This is a genomic window from Bacillus cereus group sp. BceL291 (assembly GCF_051776705.1).
In the GTDB taxonomy this organism is placed as follows: Bacteria; Bacillota; Bacilli; order Bacillales; family Bacillaceae_G; genus Bacillus_A; species Bacillus_A cereus.
The window spans coordinates 1-22492 of sequence record NZ_JBPWAP010000070.1; the positions used below are offsets into that span (position 1 = coordinate 1).

Sequence of the window (22492 nt, forward strand, 5' to 3'; positions counted from 1 at the left end):
GATATATCACCCATACAATTTTTATTAACATAACCTATCATTATCAATAGTTAACGATGCTAAAAATTTCGTTATGGGGTAATTAAAACTATTAGCTTGATAGGGATGGGGTACCACCACATGTCCATCAAGCTAAGAAAAAATTAATACCCCTAAAACAAAAAAAGACTGAATTCAGTCTTTTAAATCTGGCATACCGCCTACATTTTAACGAAAATATACGCTAAGCAAATTTGAATAAGAAAAGAGCCGGACTTTCCCCGTTAAGGGTAAATTGGCTCTTTAATCTTTAAAGGACGTAAGGAATGTGCACTCCCTCAAACTTATATTCTCCTAAGAAATCTAAATTTTAGAGAATATTCACAGCTGTAATTTTGCAAGTTGAAATAGCAAACCTAACGATTGTATTTGGACTTATAGGTAAAGTACCTAGCACTATACCAAGACCTGTTTGTTCCACATTAAAATCTGCTGCAGTAGAACCAGTATTTGCTAAAAGATTCACTGTAGAACCAATAAGCGTATCTAGTAATTCCCTAATTGGTCGTTCACGACAATCACATTCGCATCCTAAATCTACAGGTGGAAGTAATGTTATAGATGGTCCTGGCGGTAAAAAACCTACCCCTGTTACATCAGAAATATTGACCACAAAGGATGTGGTACCATCTGTAACTGTAACTAAAAAATCACTTACGGAAGTAATAGTAAATAAAAAGAAAAGAGGGGGGACGTTTGGCGCGTCTGCAATAGTGCCAAGAAGCACAGTTTCTCCAATAAGTTGTTGTAAAACATTCTGCATTGGTAAAACACAGCAATCACACAGACAACCTTCAGTCTCTCCTGTTGCTCCGGTAACTCCAGTAGGTCCAGTATCCCCGGTAGGTCCAGTAACTCCGGTAGGTCCAGTATCCCCGGTAGGTCCAGTATCCCCCGTAGGTCCAGTTGCTCCGGTAGGTCCAGTATCTCCGGTAGGTCCAGTATCTCCGGTAGGTCCAGTATCTCCGGTAGGTCCAGTATCTCCGGTAGGTCCAGTATCTCCGGTAGGTCCAGTAACTCCGGTAGGTCCAGTATCTCCGGTAGGTCCAGTATCTCCGGTAGGTCCAGTATCTCCGGTAGGTCCAGTTGCTCCGGTATCTCCGGTAGGTCCAGTAACTCCCGTAGGACCAGTAACTCCCGTAGGACCAGTATCCCCGGTAGGTCCAGTTACTCCCGTAGGACCTGTTGGTAATGTAAATGGTGGAATCGGTGATAAGGTAGGTCCTACAAGGCTAGGATCAAATGCTCCAGCAGATAAAAAATCATATGAATCTAACCATTTTGAATACTTTTCACTTTTATTTGACATGTATCCTCCCCCTCCTTAAAAATCTATTCATCATATAGCTAGTACATGCTATCGATAATAAGCTTAGATATATCTATTAAGTTTTGCTGAGAGTATACATATGTTACTAATACAATTGTATTTAGAATAATAGATAAAAGATGTCACCATATATGTCCATCAATCTAACATTATGAATTGAACCCAAAGCGATAATTTTATCTTTTCATAGGTGCTCATGGGAATTTAGTCCATTTTTTCGTTTTTGGAGGGTGATTGATTTCTTAAGTTGATGGGCATGGGGTACCACCCCACATCCATCAACTTAAGGATTTAGACTATTTATGAGGTAAAAACACGTTACTATTTTCTTGTTTTAACGAGAAAGGGTACCGTGGTTGTTATGAATATGTTGTAAAGTTTTTACGATGCGTTACATTCTATAACATACGCTTTAAAATCTTTAATACGTTAAACAAGGACTATAATTATAGAAATTTTACTATAACGTTTTTATGTTTTTTATAAAATAAAAAATAGGTGAATAGTAATCCCTGTTTGGGTGTACATCCACCTATTTTTTCAATTTAATTAGCATGACCTAGTATTTGTATGATTTTATCAGCTTTGGAGTTTTGAATATGATAGTAAATCTCTAACCCTTTTCTTTCAGCTTTCAGTGCTTTCCCTTTCATTTTGGATAAATGTTGCGATACTGTTGATTGTGGAATATCCAAAATATTAGTTAATTGTGTTACATTTAATTTCTTGCTCTTAGCCAATTCACTAACAATTTGTAGACGTATTGGATGAGCCATAACTTTTAATAGTTCAACGTTTTCTTCAGAAACTAAACCTGGTATATTATCATTATTAAATTTGTTCATAATACAACCTCGCATTCAATTTATATTTTATTATAATCAATAAATGTATATTCTTAATATTATTATATTAAAATTATTAGTTTGTTTTACTATAAATTAATTATATAATTTTAACTTGTGCGATGAGTGGAGCTAAAATGTGTTTGTCGTGAAGTTTTTTAAATGTTTTTAGTAATTAAAAAAACACAAAGAAATTTTATCACTTTGAATTAATGCAGTATAAAAATACTAATGTCATCAATATACCCATTTATACTATAGATAAACTAGCTTAGGATATCAAAGGTAATTATTCCCTGAATAAAATTCATTACATTTAAGGGGTAGCACCAATTTTACAAAGTATCCACTTTGGTGTCTCCGTTTAAAAAAGTACCCATTCTCTTGTCTCGATATGCGGACAGAAAAATGGGTACTAAATGAACTTTTTCTATAGATAATTCAGGATTTTACACTATAAAATTAGTTCCTACTTTCATGTCTTTGTACATAAAAGGACATGAATGACCATACCCTGTAGATTTAACATAGTTATACTGAATCGTCATAGTCTTAGAATCTCCAATAATTTGAGATTTTGTCGTTTAGTCCCCATATCTCCTTGCTCCTAACCTGTATAATTGTATTATTATCTTTTAAATTAAGCATTAATTCTATTGGTGTTAGTGTTACTGATTCATTAGCTCCAATAATATGTAGTATTGTTTTTTGTGTAGTTGTTTTTCCAACAACTACGGGTTTGAACCCTTCTTCGGTTTTCAAATACCTACTGTCGCCTTCTTCCTAATTTGGCTTCGAAGATTCACATCGAATACTTCTAGCCTCTTCAAAGTTGCGTTTGATTTTATAAACGCCTGTGGTTCACCATTTGCGTCTAGATGGCCCGCTAAAATGACATCTATGGTGTCTTTCTATGAACTGCTGTAACAATTCCTTTCAAGCCTTCTTCTGTTTCTACAAGTAACCCAGGGAAACTTGTTTCCATAGTTAATGCATCTGCGTCATTAATAGAATATTTAATGTGGGGGAAAAGATTTTTTGATACTTGCTCAACGAATGCTTTCTTTGCATTCGCAAGCATTTCTCCCTTTGTATCTCCTGTTACAACAAAAGTAGTTGGTGTTAATGATAAAGTTACTGACTTCAAAATAATTACCCTTGTTTTATAGTAGTTTTTAATGGTATTTCTATTGTCAACTGCTCGTTAAATTTCTATTTAACGAATAGTTTTAAGCTCGCGAGTTAAACTACACTTGCTATTTTAGAAAATAGTAAAAATCCTGAAAGTGGGCGGTCTAAAAATTTGCTAAATCATATAAAACATTTAAATTATGTAAGTATTATTTTTTTATGCTATACTTTTATTGAGTCTTTAATTAACTGAATTTTCTGTATTTATTTGAGAAATGGTATATGATGGATTTAGTCTTATCTAATTTCTGTTATGATATTTATTAAGATATAACATATAGATGGGATGAGGAGGATACTATGAACGTTTCAGTTAAGGGGAACGAGAAGATTACACAACTTTTAAATGAATGGTATATAGAAATCCGTGCAAGAAGGATTGGTCAAGCGCATAGGTTAAAGGAAGAGATTGATAAGAAGATTAATAACATAACAGAAGATCAAAACCTACTATTATATTATTCCCTTCTAGACTTCCGCTTCCAATACATTGTAGATAATTTAGGTGTCTCTGCAAGTAGCTTTGATAAGGTTGAAGCGTTTGAGATTCCAACAAACAACTTTTTAACTTATTACTACCATTTCTTTAAAGCTATTCATGCTTCTGGTATTGGTAACTACACAATTGCAAAAGAGCATTTTGACAAGGCTGAATCTCTTCTCGAATTAGTCCCAGATGAGATTGAAAAAGCTGAGTTTTACTACAAATTAGGTGCTTTCCATTATGACATATACGAAGCACTTAACTCGGTTAAATATACTGCAAAGGCAAAAGAGATTTTTGAGAAACATGAAAGTTACGAACGAAACGTTGGATTCTGCGAGAACCTTCTTGGAACTGCGTGTACAAAGCTAAGAGAATGGGCTTTATCAGAAGAACATCTTATTAAAGCTATGGATATTTTCAAGAAGCTTGATGAAGAAAAGTATGCCCTAATGGTTAGACATAACTTAGGATATATGTATTCTAGTCAGAACTTATCTCCATTAGCAATCAGATATTTATCAGAAGTGACTACTTATAATCCTAGACACCATAAAGCTTTATTCCTGCAAGCTAGAGAGCATTACAAGTTAGATGAACTTGATATTGCAAAAGATTTAGCTGATAAAGGGTATAGTATTTGTGTTGAATTAGGAAATAGCGAATATAAACACCTATTTGCTATTTTAAAATGTCTTATCTCCAATGTCTCTGGAGAGGATTTGGAAAAGACTGCACTTGAAGGAATATCTTACTTTGAAGGCGAATCACTATATGAATACATAGAAGAAAGCCAAGAGTATCTGGCTATTAAATTCTATGAAGAAGGAAGCCACATTAAATCAAGTGAATACTTCTATCTAGCCTCGAAGACACGACAAAAAATCAAAGAAAGGGAGTCCTTAAAATGAAAAAACTAGTATTAGGATTAATGGGTGTTTTAACGGCCTTAACTTTGACAACAGGCATTTCCTCTGACAAGGGTAACAATGAATCTGTGACACCTGTTATTATGATGATGGAACATGGAGATCATGGTGGTTGAAAACTAATGTACACAAAATAAATACTAACTTAAAGGGAAGAAATCACTCTTCCCTTTTTATATTGTTTGAATTTTTATATGCTATCATTTCTTTTTAGTAAAAAATAATTAAATTAATATATTTTAATAATTCGTTATAATTATATATAATTTTTCAGTAAGGTCACTCATTTTTAATTCCTTCACAGATCCATCTATGTAAATACCTACTGGTATGTAATTTTTTTCCTTGATTCCAATTGCAATTCTAAACAATACTGTCTGATTTGATAATAGATCCATCATCATGTAATAATCACCTCCAATACTACTTGATATTGCACATTATACTAATTGTCATGTGATATTTTAATGGTAATTTTTTCCTTTTATTAAAAAATTAATTTCAGTTTATTAAAGAATGTCTTTTTTTTATAAAAAGTTTCATGTAATGTCTTGAGTTCAAAACAACCAAATACTGTTTCATCTATTAAAGAAATTACAATTTCCACCAACTCTTGGTATCCTTGATTTTTATAAATCGTTACCTTGCCATCATACATATTGCATAAATCTGGTGAATTTGCCACAAAATACGTCCTACATGTAAATGGTCTATCATCATATACAGTGCATTTTTTATTTTCTACATCCAGCATAGGGCATGGTTCAGCATATTTCGCTCTACTACTATTTTTATTAATTTGAGACATAGGAATTTTTCTTCTCTTTTTCGTTTCTTGATGATTCTTATTAATATTTTTCTCTATATCTTTTGTAAGCTTATTTCTTATCTTACTTTCCTCAATTGTTGCTAAATTAATTGGTTGAAAACAGCAGGCTATACATCCTTTTCTACAAGGAGCATTTTTTTGCAGTTGCTTAAATACTTCATCAAGTGATTTAAATAAATCACCTATTAATTCTAGACCTTTCTCTTCGCTAATTCTAATGTTCTCTTTTAAATACAATACTATATCTAGCATGGTATTTAATAACCCTTTCTTCAACTCTATATTTTCATATAGGGTTTTACCGTCATGAAACATACCATCAACTTTTCGCCACTTTATCTGCGAATTCATATGACACTTCTTATATTTTAACCCTGATCCGCAAGGACATTCATCATTACGCGTAGGGTTATATAAGTCTTCATATTCAAATATCAGGTCCCTTTTTATGGTTTGTATTAACCAATCCATATTTTTTCTATATTCCATCATATGTACCTCCAATTGTTTTTTTATATACATTTATTTATTAATCAATTATACTCTTTCTCTTTTTAAGGTTACATATTTTCCCTATTAAAATTTAATTTTATTAGCTACTCATTTCTTAAAAGATATCTATGGAAACATCATGCTATATTTAGCTTTACGAGGAAGGAGTTTTCGATTTGTCTAATATAATTAATAGTTATAAAAAAGAACTAAGTTCAATTTCAGACTCGCTAGTACCTAGTCAATTGCTAGATTCCAAATATGAAGTATATATTAATAATCTTATAACAGAAGCAGAAAAAGAAGGAAAAGATTCTAGTGTCCATTTTAATGATTTAGATATGATTTATCATTTTATTCATCTTAAAGAGACTAAAAATTTCTTATTCAAAAATCATTAAATCTTAATATTTTTATTTATAAATCAAAAAAATATTTTCCTGTTTTTTCTATTTTTAAAAAGTATCCACTTTGGTGTCTCTGTTTAAAAAAGTACCCATTCTCTTGTCTCAATATGCGGACAAGAAAATGGGTACTAAATGAACTCCCCCCGTTGATAATTCAGCATTTTAAACTATGAAATAAGTTACTACTTTCATGTCTTTTTACACCTATCTTAGAAAGTGTACAAGGACATATTAACTAGACTTATAATGTATATTTTGAGGAAAAGGACTCTTTAAATTAATTAAGAGTCCTTTTTGTTATTTAGGAGTGAAATTTGAGTTGAAATGTATTCATTCATTTTAGATTGGTGATATTTAATCCACTCTTCAGTTGTCATATTAGAATTTTTAGCAAACTTTTTTGCATATTTATATACAGTTCTATTTGTTTCTTTAAAGCCGTATAGGTTAATGCCACCGGTGGTTTCACCGATAAAATTAAACTCTTTGTGTTCACCAGGATAAAAATTAAAAGCGACTTGATGGATAGTAGTGTCAATTACGTAATCTTCAAAGAGAATATAAGAATGAAGTCCGAAGGCTCCGTTTTGATACATGTTTTTAAGGATATGTTGATCATGGAATTCATGATGATAATAGCCTTGCATAAAGGATAATCTATTCTTAGATATTTCATTGGATTCCAATAACAAATAGTAAAGTAAAACACTTGCGTAAATACATAAACCACCGTTTTGGTTGTATTTTAAAACTTCTTTCCAAGCTGTATCACCTTTTTTAAGAAAAGAGGATACTAGGTTGTGATCTTCATATAAAGCAGCGTGAGTTAATTTTGTTAGATAAAGAATTGGTTTTATAGTTTGTGAGGTAAAGAGATGCCCTGGTGCTTGTTGACTTTGATAGTGAATAGGTTTCTGTTTTTGGTAATCATAACTTGTAAGCCATTCTTTTTTAAATACGGAAGAAATGTTTTTAATAGCTACATTATGAGGGTTTTGAGTGTTGTTTATTTTCAAGGATATATCATTCATGAGAATCCTCCTTTTTCACATGATTTCACATGTAATATTGGTAGTGTTTTATAAGATGATATTTATATTATAAGAGAAATATTGAGCTTTTCATAGATAGTGCCTATATTTATAATGGATTTGAATACTAGCATTATTAACAGATGCCAATAATTCATACATGAGAATTTGAGTTATACAAAAAAAGTCGAGGCTCTTTTAGGCTATTCATTGTAATATTTCAATATCAAAAAACACATAATAATTCAGCTATATTCTAGAAAAAATAAGAACCCTCCTAATTGTAGGAGGGTTCTTACCTTTCATATAAGTGAATCCGATTTTATGATTTGAAAAATGAATGTTGTCTGTTATACCCCTATAACGCTGACTGTTCAGAGCATGCTCTGACGTTATTATTATACTAATGTATATAACGGAAATCAATACTATAATAATAGGTATATTTACCCTACTCTTTTTCGTTTTTACGACCTTAATATCATAAAAATAATATCTAAAAATATATAGTTTTATAGTTTTAAATATTATATACTTATACAAGTAATTTAGCTCTTTTTACGAGTTGAAATTAATTTATATAAGGAGCGGTTTGAATGAAGAACAAGTTTACGCGTATGATCATGTTAATGGTGGTAATGGCTTTATCAGTTACAGCACTTGCAGCATGTGGAGATAATCGTGATCCTGAAGAAGTTGCTACAGCATATTTTGAAGATGCTAAAGACGGAAATGCAAAAGATTTTGGAAAGTTATTTACACCAGAAGCAAAAAAAATAGTTGGTTTTATTGGCGGAAATGCAGAATTAATGAAATCAATTAATGAAGATCTTAAAAGCTATAAGATTAGAAAAGTTGAAGAGAAAAACGAAATCGCTACAGTAACTGTTGATGCTGTGTATAAAAAAGATTCTAAAAACGATTATAAAAAAGTAATCGTAATTGAATTAGAGAAAACTGAAGAAGGTTGGAAAATTAGTAAATCATAAAAAAAACGGTCTAGAATTCTAGGCCGTTTTTTATTTTTGAACATTTTAACTCATAGTTATTTTACATCTTATCCTATTTTTTTTCTTCTTTGTAATTCCATGCTATTTCTACTACTTCTTCAGGAGTCAATTCTTCATCATTCCAAAAAATTAAATCACTTGGAGCAGGGTGAGGTACAGCAGAGTTATTAAATTGATGAACATAGTTACTGTGTTCATCTTCAGGTAAATCAAGATCATAAATTTTTTTTACAAGCTCAAGCAGTTCTGTTTTCGTCATTTTACATGTCATATTTTTCATCCTTCCGTTTAATTTATAGCCCTTTGGTCCCGAAATGGTATGCGGGATCTAAAACGTTTTGATGCATTTTAGGAGATACAATTATTAGATTATCAAGATTATAGACATCTCCACCTTTATCAATAGGCTGTTTATGATGTAGTATATATTTATTATGGTTCCCATAATGTTCTGCTCGTGGTGAGTAAGGTGCCTTACCCTGCTTCATAAGTTTTATATTCATAGGACTAAATTCTTTAGCATAGCTCGAATCAGAAAGTGTTTTCCAAAATTCTTCTCTAAAATCGTCAAAAGATTTGAATTCTCTTCCTACTAATTTTTCTCGAACTTCTTGCGGAATAATACCAATAGCACCATCATTATACATTAACTTCTTTTGGGTACCTAAACTTCGTTCGAGGTTAAAACTTGAGGTCACTGTACCTGGGGTCTTTCTTTTTACCGCACTTGAAGTTTTTGCAAACATATATGTATCTGATGGTTTAATAGTATCAACTTTATAATCTATCTTACCATAAGCGAAAGCTGGTTCTAAACGATTTTCTAACTGAAGCTTGGATATAGATGATAAATTTTTTCCCCATCTTGCACCATTACCTACGGCACTGGCACCTCTTGTGACAAGTCCAAAGAAAGCTAAATTAGTCGCTCCGTATGCTACTGATTCCGTGATACTTTCTGCATCTCCATATTTTATGTTCTCCACATACCAATCTGATAAAACATTTCGTATAGCATACATCTCTTGGACTTCCTCGTCCAACTCATGTTTTAATGTTCCAATAGGATTATTCCACATATCTTTCATAAATTCGTATTTATCTCTAAATTCCTCTTTCGTATCATCAATAGAACTCTCCACAAAGTCCGTAAGTCCATATTTTGCATCTTCCAATGCGTCCATTGGATTATCCACCAAGTTTCCGAAAAAGTCGGATGTTTGGTTCCACCCTTTTTTTAATGGATCAAAAATAGTGTCCCCTGCAGCCTTCCCGCTTCCTCGCTGAAAGGCGTCCCATAGCTTGCCCATCTGATTAAAATCCCCAAACGCTTTCTCATCCGCTTCACGGAATGTTTTCGCAGCTTTCTTTAGTTCGAGTTCAGTATGATGTAAATGCTTAACTAAATCATCCATACTCCTCTTTTTTGAGAAAAATTCATCGAAAAACCGTTGATATGCCATCCCTTCCCAAGACATCTGTAATTCGAACGTGACTTGTAAAAGCTCTCGAATTATACTTTCCATAGACTCTCTATTTCGTGACATGGAATTTGCAGCTGATTCTAATTTATCTGGGTCAACACGTACTTGTCCCAATTAATTTCCTCCCTTCACCTATATGTATAAAACTTCTAGTACAAGTATAGAAAATTCATAGGGGGGTACAGACATGATTCGTAAATGTGTACTTTTTACATGATGTATAAATTTCTAATGAATTCTATACTATAAACATCGCTATATCGGTTCTGAATTTTCTTTCTATTCACAGTATACTAAAATAAGGGAGACTTATCTCATTATTTTAGTATACTGTGAATAGAATTAGGCTTTTGTAATTTACTCCACATATACTTTGAATGAAATCATGATTGCTTGTTTATTGACCAAAAAATAAATATATGGTATGTTTACTGTAGATTAGATATATATTGAATGCATATTTAATGTATATAAAGTATAGCACTTAACTTAATTGCATAAACTAAAAAGACAGGATGCTGGAAACATCCCGTCCAATATGTAACTGCCGCTGTAAGGTGGTTGGTTGCAAGTTTTTAGTTATTTTCTTTTTGAACCACCTTTTGTCTTGCCGGACGCGGTGGTTCTTTTACGTTTATTATTACTTTTAACTAACTTATTTGCATAAGCAGTTGCATAAGTTGTTACGAATACTGTAATGAATAGCTTCGTAGCATCTTGTAATAATTGAAGTAAAAAATCCATATCGGTTACACCTCCTTTCCCTCTTTAATTAAGAGAAAGAAAGGGTGCAACCTCCCACCGCACGTCTTCAGTTACTATCTACATTATACCATAACCCCTACTGTATTAGGATATTATTAAATTAACCCTTTTAATTTTGATAGTAGCTTTAAAGCTTTAAATTTGAAAAAGAAGTTTCTTAGTATGTAGACTAATATCAAATATTAGTTAGTTTACTATAATATAAATATGTAAATTTAAAGTTTTCTTTTTCGTAATGTATTTTCTATGTTTTATATCAAATTACTTTCTTCTATTGAACGCCTCTCATACTATTAAGTAAACAATACCTTATTTTCCAAAAATATCAATATTATAGATTGTGAAACTTTTTCTCTTATAATCAGTTCCTTTTTTTGTAATAACAGCAATTTTGACTGAACAAAAAAAAAAAAAAAAAAAAACGACCTCTCAAATTCGCTTGTAAACGTCATTGGCGTTTCAGGCAATGCAATTAGACCTGATGGTTTATAAATTTATTAAAAACAAAAATAGACCCCTTATAACGTTTTTTGTTTTTTTAGGGGTCTATTCTCTCTGGAATTTCTATTCTTCTATGTCTTCTTTTACTTCTGCGGTTAAAATGTCTTCAGCAAACTTCTTGTAGCCATTATACCCTTTCTTTTCGGCCTTTTTCTTTATTGCTTCTAATACCTTTTCATCAAGGTATAAACTTAAATGCTGCTTTTTTTCTTTCGACTCCTCTTTTGATCTATTTTCAATTCTTTCTTTGAAAATCTCCAAATCCGATTTTAAGTATAATCGTTCAGTAGATTTCCCTTTAGCAATCTCTTTAAAAGGCAATATCCCATCTTTTGCTGCATTATGAACGTATGTCTTAGATTTGTTTAGAAATTCAGCAGCTTCTTTTAATGTTAAACAATCTTTGTATAATTCCTCTAGCTTTTTTACATCCTCTTTTTCAAAGCAATATCCCCCATCTGCTTTCCAGGTATCTAGATTGATAGGTTCGATGTGTTTATACTTAATTAAATAACCTAATTGATTTTTTGTTAAACCTACCCGATCGCATACCTCTTCTAAAGATAAATAGCTCATATCTCACCTCATCCGAAACTTTCATTCTAGCTGTTCTTTAAATTTTCTTAGTTGATACTTTGTTAAACCTGTTTCTTTTACTACATCTTTGATTGAGTACTCCTTATACTGCAGATATTTAAATGGATTTTCCATATAACGTTCTCGTACCTTATTAAATGTACTCTTTTTCGACAAAGAATTCAATTGATCTCCTTTCTCTCGGATGGAATCGAAAATGGGACAACCTTTGCAATGTTTGTAGTTTCTTTGTTTTGCCTGTTCTTGCTCATCTGTACAATTCACTGATAGATTGTTCAGAGGGCAAATTGAACAATGTGTATCTTCTAAATTATGGATTTCTTGTAAAATTTTTCGACGAAGATGAGTCAAAAAAATCTCCTCCTACCGCATTTGGATTGAAATGTACAAAAAAACGAGTTTAACATTTCCATTATATATCTTCTAAACAGAAACATTAAATTTTAAGGTAAAAATATTATTTTAATCATTTAAGTTTATACCACGGTAAATATTCTATTTATTGTGGTATAATTAGAATCATAAAAATTTATATAAAAATATTTATTTAATATTTCATTCCATAAAAGGTTGTGTTTAGATTTGAATATTATAAATTACGAACATAATAACCAAATTGTAAAATCAAAAACAGATTTTTTTGATAGCAGTCATTTTGAAAAAATTATGGGTTTGGGTATCCGTAATATTGACTACTCTCAATTAAGTGAAGAATCATTAGTTTATTTATTTTTACACGACGAGCCTTCTTTAACGAAAAAAAGAAGTGAGCGAACAAAACAACAGTATCTGCACGATCTTTCTCATTTTCTTTGTTATATAAAAGAAACAATCGGAACCATCCAGGAGTTATCCCATAATGAGATGGAAATCTACTTCTATGAATTAAGTAAGAAATATGCTGCCACTACATTACGTAAAAAGAAAACAGTAGTTCAGCAGTTTTTAAAATATGTGTACGATAACAACGGACTCTCAGAAAACTTTAGTATTCGCCTAAAAAAAGTATCCGTAAAAAAAGAAGAGCTAGTCAATCGTGACCTTTATCCGGAAGAAGTTACCCAGATATTAGATGAACTGAAAAAATCCAACTATTTTGTTTACACTGCTTTTTTCCTGTTAACTACAACAGGACTACGAATCGAAGAAATCGCAACTGCAAAATGGGCAGATTTGGTCTTTCATTCATCTTTAAGTGCCTATCTACTTCGTGTTGTTGGTAAAGGGAATAAAAGTAGGGAAGTTCGCATCTTTGAAGATACATTGGATGCTTTATGCCATGTTCGAAGTTTGCGTAAACAAACAACGGAACTAGACGCTTCGAGTACCTCCGCTTTTCTCCCTAAAGCTGATGGAACAAATTATCGTGCAGACTATCTATCTTCAGTTGTGGCAAAAAAATAGAAGAAATAAATTTAGACTTTCTGCGCTACCGACAGGATAGAATTACTCCTCACACTTGTAGGCATTTTATGGCTAATTACTTAATGGAAAAAGGTGTTGAACTCAAAAAAATAAGGGACTATTTAGGGCATGAATCTATCATGACGACGGAACGTTATTTAAGAGAGCGTACAAGACGTCAAAACTTGGCCACAATAGATATAGGAAATTCATTATTTTAGTAAGTATATATAATAGGAAGAAACTCGATTTCTATAATCAGTTTCTTTCTATTTTTTTATTTTCCTGAGAAAATAGCATACTAAACCACCAAAACAGACTTATTATTACAAATTTATATTATTTTTGACTTATTATAAGTCAATATGATACAATGTATCCTTTTTGCTTTAAACTATCCTTATAAATTAAGAAGGATAAGGTGATGATATGTCTCATCTAAGCAAACGACTTGCTGAGTTACGGAAAAAGCAGGGATATACTCAATTTGATGTAGCATATCGCCTAAATATCGCTCGTACTACCTATGCAAATTGGGAGTATGGAAAAGCTGATCCCGATGCAGATTCTATTATGAATCTAGCTGAAATATATAATGTCTCCATAGATGAATTATTTGGGCGAAATGCACCCCTCGAAAGTAAATTAGAACAAATTAAAGTAGCAATATCCGACCTACCTCTGCAAAAACAGCAAGAAGTATTAGAGCTTATTATTGATTACACCTATTTCATAAAAAAGCATTTTACCAAATGAATGTAAAATTATTTTTGAGTAATTTTTATATGATACGTGAGTTAAATGCACTTGTGTAATATTAGCCTGTAAAAAAGAGCTAAATTTTTTAATGCCCCGCCCTCACGGAATAATCTTTGGAAACCTTTGTGTTATCAGTAGATTTGATAACACAAAGGTTTTTGCAACTTTACCAACAATATAGTTTAAAATTTTGATTTCGTATTAGCTATCAGTTTGTGAATCATTCACAAACTTTTCCTGTATTTCGGATTTGATATTTAGGAAATATCCCTAAAAACAACGAATGCGATTGCCTCCTATGAGACAATCGCATTCTAATTATTTAAAGGTTAACCCATTCCACCACCGGGATCTCCCATTCTAGCTAATAAATGTTCTGAATCTTTTTCAACTAAATTGTTTGGTTGCTCTTTACTACCTGCAGCAGTATAAATAATTCCTGCCGTTAAAACGATACTTGTTATTACAAATAATAATTTCTTCATATAGCACCACCCTCATATATTATACCATTTTTATTAAATTCTACTACTATTTTTTTAGGGAATTTGCTATAGAACCTGTTACCAACACACTCATATAGCGCAATTGACTTTTCAATTAAAGTAATATCATTCTTTGCTATGCCTAAAATACAATATTGCATTGGACTTAAAAATCTATTCTTCTTCTCTAGATTCTTAAGAATATCAATTGCATTTTGATAGTTCCCCTTAACAATCTCTAAAAATGACTCTTCAGCAGGATGATATATTTTTATATTCTCCAATTCTTGCCTATTAACTAGCTTAATAAAAGCATATGTATTAAGAATTGACTGCTTTCTTTGAAATTCCCTTTCAAAATTACATGGCTCTAATTGTTCTAGAGATTTATTTATATACCTGGATGCACGCTCATAGCATTCAAAGGTATAAGACTCTGCTAAATATACAAGTGCAGATGCTCTTAAAAGATGAAAACACCCTTCAGGATCTTCTAAATCTAGAATCTCCTCACATAAATGCCTAGACTTTTCGAGATCATCTTGCACCAGGTACGCATATGCTAAACCTTCTTTAAGCCTGCCTAAGTAAGATGTTCTAATAAAACTATCAGTTATCGCATTAACGTCTGGTAATAACACCTCAGCATACTCGAATAAAGAATTATATTTTTCTAAATCATACATAGTATAGTATGTTAATATGCCGTATAAAACCTTCATCTCTTTTGTCTTAATTACTTTTTTACCCTTTCGATCTTCCAGTTTAGCTAACAATTCTTGCTTTTTAATACTGCCACTATTTCTAAGCCATACTAATTCATATACATAAGCCCATTCTCTATTCATTGCGAGTGAAGACTTGCTTTCTTGATCCACTACTTGCTTAAGAAGTGATAAATCACCTTTTGCATTTGCATATTCCATGGAAATCCTTAAGTTCTTCTTGCTTGTTGTGACAGAACAGAAGGTATGTAACATCTTTCTTTGTTTATTAATATCACCGGCATACAATAGCTTCAATAATCTAATTACATTCCAAAATCCAAATTGACTTTTCCCCGTTAAATTCTTCGAAAGTGTTCCTGAAGAAATGCCAATTATTTTAGCGATATCCTCTTGATTTTTCCTTTGGAAATCAATCTCATCAATAATTTTACTCAAGAATTTATTTAATGTATGTTCTGAAATTTTATCTTTTCTCTTAAGTGTTTCATTCATAATATTTTCCCTTCTAAAAAACAAGAATTCCCCAATATCCCTCAGTATATTTATAACATCCAATATCGTTATATTCGATTCTAATATAATTATATCGAAAAAAATGTCGTTTTTTGTCGATATTAAAAGATAATTAAATATGCAATTCTGCATAATTGCAAAAAAAGGACTCGTTATATTCGAATCCTTTTTTTTTGCTTATTTCTTCACTTCAGCCCATTTATAGTTAAATTCCCCGCCAAAATCATTCGTCACAATACCTTTTATAGAAGAACGCTGTAAGTATGATCTGCCTGATTGATAAAATGGTGCGACTGCTCCATCCTCTAATAATATTTTCTCAGCTCGTTTCATTGCCTCCCAACGTGCATTTTCATTACCAGCTAAGTCTGTTTTCACTTGATGAATGAGTTCATCATATTGCTTATTTGAATACTTATCAAAATTATATGTACTATCTGTCGTAAATAAATCTAAAAATGTAATTGGATCAGGAATATCGGGTCCCCATACATCCACACCTAAATCATAATCACTATTCAGCAGCAACTGAATTTGCTGTTTGCGTGGCTCCGGTTTAACATGAACCGTTAGTCCCTCTAAATTCTTTTCTAGTTCACCTTTTAAATACTCCGCATTTTTCTTGGCTATTGCATTATCACTCGTGAGCAATTCGAGTGTTACTTGTTCTTTTCCAAGTTCTTGTTTTGCCTTCTTCCAGTTTTCCTTGGCCGCCTTCACATCATCTTTTACTAATACTCCATTCTCTTTCCTGAAGTCTTTTCCATTCGATCCTTTAGCAAACTGAGCGGGTATAAAACCATCCGCAGGAAGAGATCCATTATTTAACACTGTATCAACAAAAGCTTTCTTATTCATCGCCTGACTAATTGCCAAACGGACATGTTTATTTTTTAATACTTCATTTTTTTGATTCATACGTAAAAACTGCATAGTTACTTCAGGTCGCTCTTTGAAATCAGAACTGTTTCTATATTTATCTACAAACTCACCTGTTAGTCCTACACGGTCAATTTGACCCGCTTCATATAAATTAATTTCTGTTGACTTATCTTTCACAATATCAAAGTTAATTTCGTCTAATTTCACTGTTTTAGTATCCCAATAATTCGGATTTTTTTTCAATTGAAAACCTTGTTCATGCTTCCAATTATCCAATGTAAACGCGCCGTTATAGACCAATTGATTTGCTTCTAAGCCATACTGCTTTCCTTGTGATTCAAAATACTTCTCGTTAATAGGTAAAAATGTTGCAAACGTTGTCAAATCAATGAAATAAGGGACAGGCTGCTCTAATTGTATTTCTAATGTTTGATCATCTATTGCTTTTACCCCTAGCTGATCAATAGGTAACTCTTTACTATTAATTTTCTTTGCATTCTTAATATCAAAGAATAAAAACGCATATTCTGCCGCTGTATCAGGATTCACAGCACGTTTCCAAGAGTATACGAAGTCTGCAGCTGTTACAGGGGTTCCATTTGACCATTTGGAATCTCTTAGATGAAATGTGTATGTTTTCTTATTGTCACTCACTTCATATGATTTTGCTACACCAGGAATTACTTTGTTATCTTCTCCTAGTATGTACAGGCCTTCAAATACATTCCGCATTACATTCATTGATTCACTATCCGTTGCCTTCGTTACATCCATTGTTGGGATCTCCGCTATATACGGTAAATGAATGGACTGTTTTGTTTCATTCTTGTTAGTTGCTTTTGCATTATTTTTTGTCTCATTTTCTTCACTACTACAAGCTGTTAGTAGCAGACTCGTTCCTATAATAGCAGCTACAACTGATCTAACTCTTTTAAACATCTTACTTTCTTCCTCTCTATATGGACGGTTTATTTAATTAGATTATCTTTATATTTCACTGTAAGGAATATAAAAATATATAATTCATTCTCTAAAAGTATTCAGTTTCCTTTTAGCATCATATACGCCATACCTAAACATTAAACCTCTTATCACTTTACCATTAAAACCGTAGCATTCTAGAGATTATTGTGTCAATCACTAAATTTATTTTAAATTTGATATTATTCTTTTCAAAAAAATATGTGAGAGACAAATAGCGCATATTGTATTTTGGGGTAACTTGTTACTTATAATTACATACTATAATACGTAACCTTCAAATACAAAAACAGTATAGTCTCGGTCGTAAAAGCACTTGCGGAAACAGTATAGTCTCGGTCGTAAAAGCACTTGCGGAAACAGGTGCTTTTACTGTGTAACATTTTAGTAGGGACAAGCATATAGTAAAGTATGGGACAACCTCCGTTGTTTCATATTCACTCATGATTAACTCCTTACCAGATTAAGAGCATCTATTAGCGTAGGTGCTCTCTTTTTAATATGTACTACACTTTGTTTGTAAAATGTACTATTCAAAGTCCAAAAGAAAAGCCATCAATATAGATGGCTTTCCTTAATTATATGCAATAGGAAGAACGAATTTACTTAACTAGTTGTTGTTGGATTTGCTTAATTAAAAGTTCAGCCCCTTCAGGACTCAAAACAATTTGACCATTTGCCAATGATATATTTTTTTCTGAGATATCACCAGTTATTGCACAAGCATCATAAGTTTTGTATTTCTGTAAAATAATCTTTTCTTCTTCTACAAATATTTCTATAGGATCTTTTTCTGCAATTCCTAACGTCCTTCTTAACTCTTTTGGAAGAACAATTCGCCCTAATTCATCTATTTTTCGTGTAACACCTGTTGATTTCATGTTTATACCACCTTATATTTTTTCTATCTAATAATCACATATGAACAAGCGTATTTAAAGATTTTTTTGGTATCCTCTGCATGTAATAGTATAATTATATCTCTAAATTCCTTTTTCGTCTTTTATCTTGTTTTTTCTTTCTTTAGAATTTAGCGTAAGTCATTATTTTTTCTAGCTCACTTTGTACGCGTTATAACTTGTGGTATAACGTTATTTATCCCTATATATATATTCCTTTTTACAATTAAATTGTTAGGGTTTCAATAGTAATGCTATTATATATCTAAGAATAAGTTATTTCCGTTTTATTAAGTAAAGGAGCGATTACTGTTGAAAATGACAAAAGGAGATGCAATACTTCGCTTACTGACAGAAATTAAATTAGAACTGAAAGAAACAAAAGAGGCTATTGAAAAACTAGATGAGAGAATAGCTAAAATAGAAAAGCAAACACTTCCAACAAATATATCTAAACCTGATCTAAATACTCGAAAAGAAAAAGATTGGAAATATCCTTCTAAGATGAAATGAATCAGATGGATATTTCTCTTTTAGAATATATGGAAACAAGTAGAACATAAAGAATAGGTACTTTTAATAACGAAATTAATATATATAGATATAATTCGTGTGATGAATACATTTTAATTTCTTACTACCCTACAAAAATTATCTCCTAGCTCTTACTAAGGCTTTTTCTATGCACACTATAAATTGCATCTTGAGTACACACACGTTATAATAGTCACCAAATTACATATAACGAGGTGCAAAAAATGAATAAGACAGAATTAGTAAAAACAGTAGGAGAAAAAGCAGTACTTACACAAAAAGATGCAGCTGCAGCAACACAAGCTGTATTAGATACGATAACAAGTGCTCTAGCCAACGAAGAGAAAGTACAAATTCTTGGATTTGGTACATTCGAAGTACGTGAAAGATCTGCACGTACAGGACGTAACCCACAAACAGGTGAAGAAATGCAAATTGCAGCTTCAAAGGCACCTGCTTTTAAAGCAGGAAAAGAATTAAAAGAGGCAGTGAAATAATTACACATAGTCCAAAGGGTTTGATATTCATATCAGCCCTTTTTCAATATCTTTGTTGCTCATAAAATAGAAAAGTATTCTAAATAGTTATTAGTATGCTGTTTTCTACCAATTTATAAAAAAGGGTTATTCATATTGAGTAGCCCTTTTTACTATTTTCACGAAAATAAGTACATCCACTAATGAATGTACTCACTTCCAAAATTTCCACCAGATTTTTTTTCTTGCTGCCGCTATTTCTTCCTGTGCTAATACAATAGTACGTTTTGCTTCTTGAATCTCTCTGACCATCTTCATAAGATTATCATCCCTTTGCTCTAACCTCTTTTCTATCCTTTCTTCACGTTCCTTCCGATCTTTCATATCCTCTTCGATCAATTTATTTCTTTCATCCATACGATCACCTAGTCTCTTTTCCATTTCTAAAAGTTTTTCTTGCTGTATCTTATTAATTTCTTCTATCATAGCGCTATATTGTTGTTGGAATTGATACTGCATTTGATAAGGAGCTGAATCTACTCTCTGGGATTCCTCTTTCATATTATCGATTCCAAACTGCTTCGCAATCTTTTTTGCAGCTTTTTCTAAAGTCATACCCTTCACGTTCAAGGACATCCGAATACTTTCTAAGTGTGCTACCACTTACCCCTAAACGAGTATATACTTCACTGCTGGTATATACTACCTCTGCTTCTGACATAGCGCTACGCCACCTCCTATAAGGGGAATTCCATATCAAATCTCTAATACCTCTTAATATTCATCGACGAAGCTCGCGCGGTCCTTGCTATGTTTTGTCGAAATAAAAGAATTTAAAAATAAATAAATTTTTTGGATTTTCACTAAAAAAATAAAGTCGGGCTGAGTATAATGACCAACATGCAGAAAAAAAGAGGATATACTATGAAAAAGAAAAAGGCACATAAGGAGGTACCGCCAGCATTTCGGAATAAAACCACGCTAAACAAAAAATAAAATAAGCCATCCATTTGGACAGCTCATTTACATAATTATCGATTTTTATTTATCACAGATTACATATACTTTAGATTAATTTCTCTGTAGCAATTTTAATGTTCTATACATTGAATCAAAGAAATGATGAATATCTTCTTTTTCAATTACCCAATCGCAACTCGCATCATCAGTTAAATCTGCGCGCGTTTTTCGCCAAGGGTACTCCATATGTGTTAAGTCTTCTAAAAATTTCGCTTCAAATTTACTATATTTATCCCATATCCAATGTAATATACTCAACTGATCAGATGTTAAACCTAAATCATGGATAGATACATTAAAATCTTTATCAATTCTTTTCGAACCATATGATTTATAGCGATGGTATAAATCAGGAATTACCGGACCATGTTGCCATGCTTGAAAATTATCTTCAAATAAATCGTGTCCAGTGAAAGCGTGGCTCCATCCCTGAGCAAAATACATTAATTTCTGAAGTTTTAAAGGAGAAACTCTTAAATCGTCTTCATCTTTCTCATTAAATTCTTGCCCTTTTATAATAAAAAACTTCTCTACTGATTCTGTAGAAGTCATTTGCCATTCATCATCTATATTTTCTATATTTAATAAAGTAAGCCTATCATCTAATCCCTTTAATAACTCACCCGATTTTATTGTATCTAATAAAAAAGATAACCTTTCTTCAAGTGCTTTTTTAGGTTTATCTTCAAGTTCATCACGATAATTATCAAATGCTCGTTTCATCGCGCGTGGATCTAAATATGTTTTAAAATGAGTATCATGTTTTTTCGTCTGTAAACTTCCATGTTCATATCGAGAGATAGTAGCCGGGCTCCACCCAATTAATTTGGCCATTACACGCGTACTAACCTGATAAAGTTCCTTACGAACATAATAAAAATCTTCTGCTTTTAGCATATCTTTCTTTTCCTGATATTTACGATAAATCTTATTATAGTTTCTATCTGTTAATTCATCGTTATCTGTGTACTGTCCACATTTAGTACACTCATAACGTTCAGCATCATATATGATAGTTTCGCCATGCAATTCAACTTTATCTTTAACAATTTTATGTTCAACTGGAGTTCGTTCAAAACAATGAACACAGAATTTTAATTGTAACGTCATATCTTTTTCCTCCTGTTTTTCATGCCCCCTCATGATTCCTTGAGGGGGTATGTGATTGTACGATCTGGTTCATGAAAAGAAACACAACAGGTAAAAGGACCATCACTGTCTTCAATAAAACTAAACTTAATATAAACTTCCATCGTTTTATTTCCAGTAACAATCTTTCCAAATTCCCACATATCACTACTTCGCAATCGTGGGGGAACATTACTGCTACCATTTGGATTAGGTCCCCTGTAATAATCTTCATAAGTTAGTTCTTCTTCAACAATCCGTCTTACATCTGCAGGTCTAAATCCTAATTCCAACAAAGTGGCTTCATTCTTATCTCTTTGTGCTAAAAGGATAAAATGGTCATTTCCCCGATTAATGCAATCAACAATCTTCTTTAAAATATCTTCAACTTGGGCCTGTGTAGCTCCGTTGAATGCTGCCAATAAAACCACATCCAATATTAAGACTAGTGTTCTCAGTCATAAAATAATTTATTCAAGGATAACACTTTTTGTTATCTGTTAATAACATTTTATCATAAATTATAAACATTTGATATAAAAACAGAGCAAAACAATAAAAAATAACTACTTCATTTTTTCGTTCTATGGACCTATACATTTTATATACATCTCTATTATGGCGCGGTTTTAGGTTTCTGTTTTTAGTAACTTAATAGTAAGCCACCATTATCATTGAAAACCCAGCCAGTTTATAATAAACCATACATGAAAATTTTATAAATGTATGGGGGAATTTTGGGAGATGAT

25 protein-coding genes and 2 pseudogenes are annotated in these 22492 nt (G+C 32.0%); 8 read left to right on the forward strand and 19 right to left on the reverse strand.

Features of this window, described 5'->3' with window-relative positions; all coding sequences use genetic code 11:
* Window positions 1-349 precede the first annotated feature (349 nt).
* The 4 genes from ACS2CR_RS27815 to ACS2CR_RS27830 form a co-directional block, all read right to left on the reverse strand.
* Complete coding sequence (locus ACS2CR_RS27815) at window positions 350-1348, reverse strand: exosporium leader peptide-containing protein (RefSeq protein WP_438906103.1); 999 nt, start codon at window positions 1346-1348, stop codon at window positions 350-352.
* A gap of 566 nt (window positions 1349-1914) precedes the next feature.
* Window positions 1915-2214, reverse strand: coding sequence for an ArsR/SmtB family transcription factor (locus ACS2CR_RS27820; protein ID WP_001032039.1), 300 nt, complete (start codon window positions 2212-2214; stop codon window positions 1915-1917).
* A gap of 552 nt (window positions 2215-2766) precedes the next feature.
* Window positions 2767-2976 carry a hypothetical protein gene (locus ACS2CR_RS27825; protein WP_000845491.1) on the reverse strand — a complete coding sequence of 70 codons (210 nt, stop codon included), beginning with the start codon at window positions 2974-2976 and terminating at the stop codon, window positions 2767-2769.
* A gap of 136 nt (window positions 2977-3112) precedes the next feature.
* Window positions 3113-3361, reverse strand: coding sequence for a hypothetical protein (locus tag ACS2CR_RS27830; RefSeq protein WP_000844156.1), 249 nt, complete (start codon window positions 3359-3361; stop codon window positions 3113-3115).
* 344 nt (window positions 3362-3705) lie between these two features.
* On the opposite strand from ACS2CR_RS27830, the gene ACS2CR_RS27835 reads away from it, so the two are divergent.
* Both ACS2CR_RS27835 and ACS2CR_RS27840 read left to right on the forward strand, forming a co-directional pair.
* The gene (locus ACS2CR_RS27835; protein WP_001103226.1) at window positions 3706-4800 is read left to right on the forward strand and encodes a Rap family tetratricopeptide repeat protein; all 1095 of its coding nucleotides are present in this window, start codon (window positions 3706-3708) and stop codon (window positions 4798-4800) included.
* Window positions 4797-4934, forward strand: a complete 138-nt coding sequence (locus ACS2CR_RS27840) for a hypothetical protein (protein WP_000737575.1) — start codon at window positions 4797-4799, stop codon at window positions 4932-4934. The genes ACS2CR_RS27835 and ACS2CR_RS27840 overlap by 4 nt, the downstream gene beginning before the upstream one ends.
* 123 nt (window positions 4935-5057) lie before the next feature.
* Here the strand turns inward: ACS2CR_RS27840 and ACS2CR_RS27845 are convergent, their stop codons facing one another.
* Complete coding sequence (locus tag ACS2CR_RS27845) at window positions 5058-5222, reverse strand: hypothetical protein (protein WP_014481861.1); 165 nt, start codon at window positions 5220-5222, stop codon at window positions 5058-5060.
* An 83-nt stretch (window positions 5223-5305) separates the two neighbouring features.
* Window positions 5306-6136, reverse strand: coding sequence for an SEC-C motif-containing protein (locus tag ACS2CR_RS27850; protein WP_033679476.1), 831 nt, complete (start codon window positions 6134-6136; stop codon window positions 5306-5308).
* A 179-nt stretch (window positions 6137-6315) separates the two neighbouring features.
* On the opposite strand from ACS2CR_RS27850, the gene ACS2CR_RS27855 reads away from it, so the two are divergent.
* Entirely contained in the window at window positions 6316-6540 is a 225-nt protein-coding gene (locus tag ACS2CR_RS27855) for a hypothetical protein (protein WP_000065268.1), read from the forward strand.
* A gap of 287 nt (window positions 6541-6827) precedes the next feature.
* On the opposite strand, the gene ACS2CR_RS27860 is transcribed toward ACS2CR_RS27855, so the two are convergent.
* Entirely contained in the window at window positions 6828-7577 is a 750-nt protein-coding gene (locus ACS2CR_RS27860) for a hypothetical protein (RefSeq protein ID WP_000997955.1), read from the reverse strand.
* 596 nt (window positions 7578-8173) lie between these two features.
* Between ACS2CR_RS27860 and ACS2CR_RS27865 the strand changes: the two genes are divergently transcribed.
* Window positions 8174-8566 carry a DUF4878 domain-containing protein gene (locus ACS2CR_RS27865; RefSeq protein ID WP_000790837.1) on the forward strand — a complete coding sequence of 131 codons (393 nt, stop codon included), beginning with the start codon at window positions 8174-8176 and terminating at the stop codon, window positions 8564-8566.
* A gap of 73 nt (window positions 8567-8639) precedes the next feature.
* Here ACS2CR_RS27865 and ACS2CR_RS27870 read toward each other — a convergent pair whose 3' ends face one another.
* From ACS2CR_RS27870 to ACS2CR_RS27890, 5 genes are all read right to left on the reverse strand, one after another.
* Window positions 8640-8858 carry a bacteriocin immunity protein gene (locus ACS2CR_RS27870; protein WP_000128275.1) on the reverse strand — a complete coding sequence of 73 codons (219 nt, stop codon included), beginning with the start codon at window positions 8856-8858 and terminating at the stop codon, window positions 8640-8642.
* Window positions 8859-8880: 22 nt separating this feature from the next.
* Window positions 8881-10185, reverse strand: a complete 1305-nt coding sequence (locus ACS2CR_RS27875) for a WXG100 family type VII secretion target (protein ID WP_000532004.1) — start codon at window positions 10183-10185, stop codon at window positions 8881-8883.
* 465 nt (window positions 10186-10650) lie between these two features.
* Entirely contained in the window at window positions 10651-10815 is a 165-nt protein-coding gene (locus ACS2CR_RS27880; protein WP_000346798.1) for a hypothetical protein, read from the reverse strand.
* 585 nt (window positions 10816-11400) lie between these two features.
* Entirely contained in the window at window positions 11401-11913 is a 513-nt protein-coding gene (locus tag ACS2CR_RS27885) for a helix-turn-helix domain-containing protein (RefSeq protein WP_000121085.1), read from the reverse strand.
* A 21-nt stretch (window positions 11914-11934) separates the two neighbouring features.
* Window positions 11935-12285: a zinc-finger domain-containing protein gene (locus ACS2CR_RS27890; RefSeq protein ID WP_000149389.1), complete on the reverse strand. Its 351-nt coding sequence runs from the start codon at window positions 12283-12285 to the stop codon at window positions 11935-11937.
* Window positions 12286-12516: 231 nt separating this feature from the next.
* On the opposite strand from ACS2CR_RS27890, the pseudogene ACS2CR_RS27895 reads away from it, so the two are divergent.
* Window positions 12517-13559, forward strand: a pseudogene (locus ACS2CR_RS27895) (tyrosine-type recombinase/integrase).
* 208 nt (window positions 13560-13767) lie between these two features.
* Window positions 13768-14094, forward strand: coding sequence for a helix-turn-helix domain-containing protein (locus ACS2CR_RS27900; protein ID WP_060852741.1), 327 nt, complete (start codon window positions 13768-13770; stop codon window positions 14092-14094).
* 332 nt (window positions 14095-14426) lie between these two features.
* Here ACS2CR_RS27900 and ACS2CR_RS27905 read toward each other — a convergent pair whose 3' ends face one another.
* From ACS2CR_RS27905 to ACS2CR_RS27920, 4 genes are all read right to left on the reverse strand, one after another.
* Complete coding sequence (locus ACS2CR_RS27905; protein WP_171840970.1) at window positions 14427-14582, reverse strand: hypothetical protein; 156 nt, start codon at window positions 14580-14582, stop codon at window positions 14427-14429.
* The gene (locus ACS2CR_RS27910; protein WP_060852742.1) at window positions 14579-15802 is read right to left on the reverse strand and encodes an AimR family lysis-lysogeny pheromone receptor; all 1224 of its coding nucleotides are present in this window, start codon (window positions 15800-15802) and stop codon (window positions 14579-14581) included. The genes ACS2CR_RS27905 and ACS2CR_RS27910 overlap by 4 nt, the downstream gene beginning before the upstream one ends.
* Before the next feature lie 198 nt (window positions 15803-16000).
* Window positions 16001-17644: a peptide ABC transporter substrate-binding protein gene (locus ACS2CR_RS27915; RefSeq protein WP_060852743.1), complete on the reverse strand. Its 1644-nt coding sequence runs from the start codon at window positions 17642-17644 to the stop codon at window positions 16001-16003.
* 644 nt (window positions 17645-18288) lie between these two features.
* Entirely contained in the window at window positions 18289-18567 is a 279-nt protein-coding gene (locus tag ACS2CR_RS27920) for an AbrB/MazE/SpoVT family DNA-binding domain-containing protein (protein WP_000843047.1), read from the reverse strand.
* A gap of 336 nt (window positions 18568-18903) precedes the next feature.
* Between ACS2CR_RS27920 and ACS2CR_RS27925 the strand changes: the two genes are divergently transcribed.
* Both ACS2CR_RS27925 and ACS2CR_RS27930 read left to right on the forward strand, forming a co-directional pair.
* On the forward strand, window positions 18904-19098 hold the full coding sequence (locus tag ACS2CR_RS27925; RefSeq protein WP_003308768.1) for a hypothetical protein: 195 nt from the start codon (window positions 18904-18906) through the stop codon (window positions 19096-19098).
* A gap of 245 nt (window positions 19099-19343) precedes the next feature.
* Window positions 19344-19616 carry an HU family DNA-binding protein gene (locus tag ACS2CR_RS27930; protein ID WP_060852744.1) on the forward strand — a complete coding sequence of 91 codons (273 nt, stop codon included), beginning with the start codon at window positions 19344-19346 and terminating at the stop codon, window positions 19614-19616.
* A gap of 192 nt (window positions 19617-19808) precedes the next feature.
* Here ACS2CR_RS27930 and ACS2CR_RS27935 read toward each other — a convergent pair.
* The 3 genes and pseudogenes from ACS2CR_RS27935 to ACS2CR_RS27945 all read right to left on the reverse strand — a co-directional run bounded on the left by ACS2CR_RS27935 (window position 19809) and on the right by ACS2CR_RS27945 (window position 22174).
* Window positions 19809-20316, reverse strand: a pseudogene (locus ACS2CR_RS27935) (DUF3967 domain-containing protein).
* Window positions 20317-20666: 350 nt separating this feature from the next.
* Window positions 20667-21725, reverse strand: a complete 1059-nt coding sequence (locus ACS2CR_RS27940) for a type II toxin-antitoxin system antitoxin SocA domain-containing protein (protein ID WP_060852745.1) — start codon at window positions 21723-21725, stop codon at window positions 20667-20669.
* 29 nt (window positions 21726-21754) lie between these two features.
* Entirely contained in the window at window positions 21755-22174 is a 420-nt protein-coding gene (locus ACS2CR_RS27945; RefSeq protein ID WP_231942853.1) for a type II toxin-antitoxin system MqsR family toxin, read from the reverse strand.
* Between the last annotated feature and the right edge of the window lie 318 nt (window positions 22175-22492).